Source organism: Flavobacterium sp. LS1P28 (assembly GCF_003970335.1).
Lineage (GTDB): Bacteria > Bacteroidota > Bacteroidia > Flavobacteriales > Flavobacteriaceae > Flavobacterium.
Window position 1 is genome coordinate 1 of sequence record NZ_RYDI01000035.1, and the last position, 5,799, is coordinate 5,799.

Sequence of the window (5,799 nt, forward strand, 5' to 3'; positions counted from 1 at the left end):
AGAAGTTCTTTAAAATACTGGCAAGTTACTTAGATCAAAAGGAAAATTTATTTTCAAAAAAAGATTTAATAAAGCTTGTGAGAATAGAAAAGGATGTTACCTTTGCACCCCGCAAAACGCGCAATGTTCGTTGACAGATTGATAAGAAAAGCAGAAGAAAGGGATATAAAAATTATCTCAAAAAAAACTTCACATTTTTCTTGTTAGTTAAAAAGAAAGTTGTACTTTTGCACCCGCTTCGAGAAACGCTATAACAAGTGTTGATAGAGGTGATAGAAATAAAAGAACACGTTCCTAGACATATTGAATTGACAGCCGTCTTGTCCAAAAGACAAGACAAAAGAATAAGAGTAATAGAATTGAGAGATTTGAAAAAACCACTAGAATTTAGTCGCATAAACAAAGAGAACAGATTTATCTGAACTCACAAATATACGATGAAGAGTTTGATCCTGGCTCAGGATGAACGCTAGCGGCAGGCTTAACACATGCAAGTCGAGGGGTATGTTTCTTCGGAGACAGAGACCGGCGCACGGGTGCGTAACGCGTATGCAATCTACCTTTCACAGAGGGATAGCCCAGAGAAATTTGGATTAATACCTCATAGTATAGTACCTTGGCATCAAGGAACTATTAAAGTCACAACGGTGAAAGATGAGCATGCGTCCCATTAGCTAGTTGGTATGGTAACGGCATACCAAGGCAACGATGGGTAGGGGTCCTGAGAGGGAGATCCCCCACACTGGTACTGAGACACGGACCAGACTCCTACGGGAGGCAGCAGTGAGGAATATTGGACAATGGGCGCAAGCCTGATCCAGCCATGCCGCGTGCAGGATGACGGTCCTATGGATTGTAAACTGCTTTTATACGAGAAGAAACCCTGCTACGTGTAGCAGCTTGACGGTATCGTAAGAATAAGGATCGGCTAACTCCGTGCCAGCAGCCGCGGTAATACGGAGGATCCAAGCGTTATCCGGAATCATTGGGTTTAAAGGGTCCGTAGGCGGTCAGATAAGTCAGTGGTGAAAGCCCATCGCTCAACGGTGGAACGGCCATTGATACTGTCTGACTTGAATTATTAGGAAGTAACTAGAATATGTAGTGTAGCGGTGAAATGCTTAGAGATTACATGGAATACCAATTGCGAAGGCAGGTTACTACTAATATATTGACGCTGATGGACGAAAGCGTGGGTAGCGAACAGGATTAGATACCCTGGTAGTCCACGCCGTAAACGATGGATACTAGCTGTTGGGAGCAATTTCAGTGGCTAAGCGAAAGTGATAAGTATCCCACCTGGGGAGTACGTTCGCAAGAATGAAACTCAAAGGAATTGACGGGGGCCCGCACAAGCGGTGGAGCATGTGGTTTAATTCGATGATACGCGAGGAACCTTACCAAGGCTTAAATGTAGATTGACCGTTTTGGAAACAGAACTTTCGCAAGACAATTTACAAGGTGCTGCATGGTTGTCGTCAGCTCGTGCCGTGAGGTGTCAGGTTAAGTCCTATAACGAGCGCAACCCCTGTTGTTAGTTGCCAGCGAGTCAAGTCGGGAACTCTAACAAGACTGCCAGTGCAAACTGCGAGGAAGGTGGGGATGACGTCAAATCATCACGGCCCTTACGCCTTGGGCTACACACGTGCTACAATGGACGGTACAGAGAGCAGCCACTGGGTGACCAGGAGCGAATCTACAAAACCGTTCTCAGTTCGGATCGGAGTCTGCAACTCGACTCCGTGAAGCTGGAATCGCTAGTAATCGGATATCAGCCATGATCCGGTGAATACGTTCCCGGGCCTTGTACACACCGCCCGTCAAGCCATGGAAGCTGGGGGTGCCTGAAGTCGGTGACCGCAAGGAGCTGCCTAGGGTAAAACTGGTAACTAGGGCTAAGTCGTAACAAGGTAGCCGTACCGGAAGGTGCGGCTGGAACACCTCCTTTCTAGAGCCTTAGTGTTAGTAGCAATACACGCTAGGGAAAGAAGACTAAATATCGAAAAGGAAACAAATATTGACATTATATTACTCTTGCTGTTAGTTCAAATAATATTACAGTCGTAAAGTTGTAAAGTCCAATGTCAAAAGTCAAGTACTTTCGACTTTAAGACCTTCGGCTTTAGACATAAGTATAAAGAGTGTCTCGTAGCTCAGCTGGTTAGAGTACTACACTGATAATGTAGGGGTCGACAGTTCGAGTCTGTCCGAGACAACTATTTAACTTAAAAAAAGAAGAAATTCTAGAGTTGAGAAATCGCGATATATCGTTATTCGTAATTCACAATTCATAATTAAAAAAGATTGGGGAATTAGCTCAGCTGGCTAGAGCGCCTGCCTTGCACGCAGGAGGTCAACGGTTCGACTCCGTTATTCTCCACAAAAAGAGTGATCAGCTTACAGTGATCAGTACTCAGTTTCGACTGAATACTAAAAACGGAACACTGAACACTACTTTAAAGTTCATTGACATATTGAGATAAGAAAATAATAAAAAGTAGAAAGCATTTTTTGCTTGTTTATTTATAGGCAAGTGAAAGAAACGGCATTCTTAATTGAATGTTGGTACAATAAGCAAAATAAGGGCGTATGGGGGATGCCTTGGCTCTCAGAGGCGATGAAGGGCGTGATAAGCTGCGAAAAGCTACGGGGATTGGCACACACGATATGATCCGTAGATACCCGAATGGGGCAACCCACTATGTTGAAGACATAGTACACCGATAGGTGGGCAAACCCGCTGAACTGAAACATCTAAGTAGGCGGAGGAGAAGAAAACAAAAGTGATTCCGTAAGTAGTGGCGAGCGAACGCGGATTAGCCCAAACCAAAGATGTTACGGCATTTTTGGGGTTGTAGGACCACGATATTTGTTGCGGATAGAATTAGAATCTACTGGAAAGTAGGGCCAAAGAAGGTGATAGCCCTGTATAAGTAATAGAAGATAACGATAGTGGTATCCTGAGTAGGGCGGGACACGAGAAATCCTGTCTGAATTTGGCGGGACCATCCGCTAAGGCTAAATACTCCTGAGAGACCGATAGTGAACCAGTACCGTGAGGGAAAGGTGAAAAGAACCGTGAATAACGGAGTGAAATAGATCCTGAAACCATACGCTTACAAGCGGTCGGAGCCCTTTCGTGGGGTGACGGCGTGCCTTTTGCATAATGAGCCTACGAGTTAACGTTGCTGGCAAGGATAAGTGGTTAAGCCACGGATCCGTAGCGAAAGCGAGTCTGAATAGGGCGCTTTAGTCAGTAGTGTTAGACGCGAAACCGTGTGATCTACCCATGGGCAGGTTGAAGCTGTGGTAACACATAGTGGAGGACCGAACCGGTTGACGTTGAAAAGTCTTCGGATGACCTGTGGGTAGGGGTGAAAGGCCAATCAAACTCGGAAATAGCTCGTACTCCCCGAAATGCATTTAGGTGCAGCGTTATGGTTAAAGTTATATAGAGGTAGAGCTACTGATTGGATGCGGGGGCTTCACCGCCTACCAATTCCTGACAAACTCCGAATGCTATATAATGTTTCATAACAGTGAGGGCTTGGGTGCTAAGGTCCAAGTCCGAGAGGGAAAGAACCCAGACCATCAGCTAAGGTCCCCAAATATACGCTAAGTTGAAAGAACGAGGTTTGTCTGCCCAGACAGCTAGGATGTTGGCTTGGAAGCAGCCATTCATTTAAAGAGTGCGTAACAGCTCACTAGTCGAGCGGACGAGCATGGATAATAATCGGGCATAAGCGTATTACCGAAGCTATGGATTTACAATTAATTGTAAGTGGTAGGGGAGCATTCTCACAGGGTAGAAGGTGTATCGTAAGGTATGCTGGACCGGTGAGAAAAGAAAATGTAGGCATAAGTAACGATAATGCGGGCGAGAAACCCGCACACCGAAAGACTAAGGTTTCCACAGCTATGCTAATCAGCTGTGGGTTAGTCGGGACCTAAGGCGAACCCGAAAGGGACAGTCGATGGACAACGGGTTAATATTCCCGTACTAGTTATTACTGTGATGGGGTGACGGAGTGATGAAAGCGCCGCGAACTGACGGAATAGTTCGTTGAAGTACCTACCTATAAGCTGCGCAGGCAAATCCACGCGGCTTGGGGAAATACGATAGTACTCGGAGACTTCGGTTGAAGAGATAGTGCGCCTAAGGGCTTCCAAGAAAAACCTCTAAACTTCAGGTAATAAGTACCCGTACCGCAAACCGACACAGGTAGTCGAGGAGAGAATCCTAAGGTGCTCGAGAGATTCATGGCTAAGGAATTAGGCAAAATAGACCCGTAACTTCGGGAGAAGGGTCGCCTCGTAGCAATACGAGGCCGCAGTGAAGAGGTCCAGGCGACTGTTTATCAAAAACACAGGGCTCTGCAAAATCGTAAGATGAAGTATAGGGCCTGACACCTGCCCGGTGCTGGAAGGTTAAGTGGAGATGTTATCTTCGGAGAAGCATTGAAATGAAGCCCCAGTAAACGGCGGCCGTAACTATAACGGTCCTAAGGTAGCGAAATTCCTTGTCGGGTAAGTTCCGACCTGCACGAATGGTGTAACGATCTGGACACTGTCTCAGCCATGAGCTCGGTGAAATTGTAGTAGCGGTGAAGATGCCGCTTACCCGCAGTGGGACGAAAAGACCCTGTGCACCTTTACTATAGCTTAGTATTGACCTTGGATAAATGATGTGTAGGATAGGTTGGAGACTGTGAAGTGGCGTCGCTAGGCGTTGTGGAGTCATTGTTGAAATACAACCCTTTGTTTATCTAGGGCCTAACCCCGCTATGCGGGGGACATTGCTTGGTGGGTAGTTTGACTGGGGTGGTCGCCTCCAAAAGAGTAACGGAGGCTTCTAAAGGTTCCCTCAGTACGCTTGGTAACCGTGCGTAGAGTGCAATGGCATAAGGGAGCTTGACTGAGAGACATACAGGTCGATCAGGTACGAAAGTAGAGCATAGTGATCCGGTGGTTCCGCATGGAAGGGCCATCGCTCAAAGGATAAAAGGTACGCCGGGGATAACAGGCTGATCTCCCCCAAGAGCTCATATCGACGGGGGGGTTTGGCACCTCGATGTCGGCTCGTCACATCCTGGGGCTGGAGAAGGTCCCAAGGGTTGGGCTGTTCGCCCATTAAAGTGGCACGCGAGCTGGGTTCAGAACGTCGTGAGACAGTTCGGTCTCTATCTACTGTGGGCGCAAGAAATTTGAGTGGATCTGATTCTAGTACGAGAGGACCGAATTGGACAAACCTCTAGTGTATCTGTTGTCACGCCAGTGGCATCGCAGAGTAGCTACGTTTGGAAGGGATAAGCGCTGAAAGCATATAAGCGCGAAACCCACCACAAGATGAGATTTCTTTTAAGGGTCGTAGGAGATGACTACGTTGATAGGCTATAGATGTAAAGGCAGTAATGTCATAGTCGAGTAGTACTAATAACCCGTAAGCTTATGTACGCTTTTCCTGCCGAGCAATCGGCAGGAAGAAACTTTCTAATACTTTTTATTTTCTTTATCTCAGTATGTTAAGAAATTATGTAACTGATGTTTATAAGATATAAACAACATTACAATAATTGCCCAAAGCAATTATAACCTCTTAAGGTGGTTATTGCGGCGGGGCTCACCTCTTCCCATCCCGAACAGAGTAGTTAAGCCCGCCTGCGCAGATGGTACTGCAGTTATGTGGGAGAGTATGTCGTCGCCTTTCTTTATTTGAACCCCAGTCTGAAAAGACTGGGGTTCTTTTGTTTATAGATACCACGTGTTCGCCCTGCGGGCTCGGTTCGTCGCCTTTCTTTG

At 46.4% G+C, this 5,799-nt stretch carries 2 tRNA genes and 3 rRNA genes; all 5 read left to right on the forward strand.

What is annotated here, in order from left to right:
* The first annotated feature begins 434 nt into the window (after nucleotides 1-434).
* The 5 genes from EKL97_RS15435 (at nucleotide 435) to rrf (ending at nucleotide 5,707) form a co-directional block, all read left to right on the forward strand.
* A 16S ribosomal RNA gene (locus tag EKL97_RS15435) occupies nucleotides 435-1,948 on the forward strand.
* Between the two features lie 194 nt (nucleotides 1,949-2,142).
* Nucleotides 2,143-2,216 (forward strand) — tRNA-Ile (locus EKL97_RS15440).
* Between the two features lie 90 nt (nucleotides 2,217-2,306).
* Nucleotides 2,307-2,380 (forward strand) — tRNA-Ala (locus tag EKL97_RS15445).
* A gap of 188 nt (nucleotides 2,381-2,568) precedes the next feature.
* A 23S ribosomal RNA gene (locus tag EKL97_RS15450) occupies nucleotides 2,569-5,454 on the forward strand.
* A gap of 143 nt (nucleotides 5,455-5,597) precedes the next feature.
* Nucleotides 5,598-5,707: ribosomal RNA gene (gene rrf / locus EKL97_RS15455) — 5S ribosomal RNA — on the forward strand.
* The 16S, 23S and 5S rRNA genes sit together here with 2 tRNA genes alongside, the layout of an rRNA operon.
* Nucleotides 5,708-5,799: the final 92 nt, after the last annotated feature.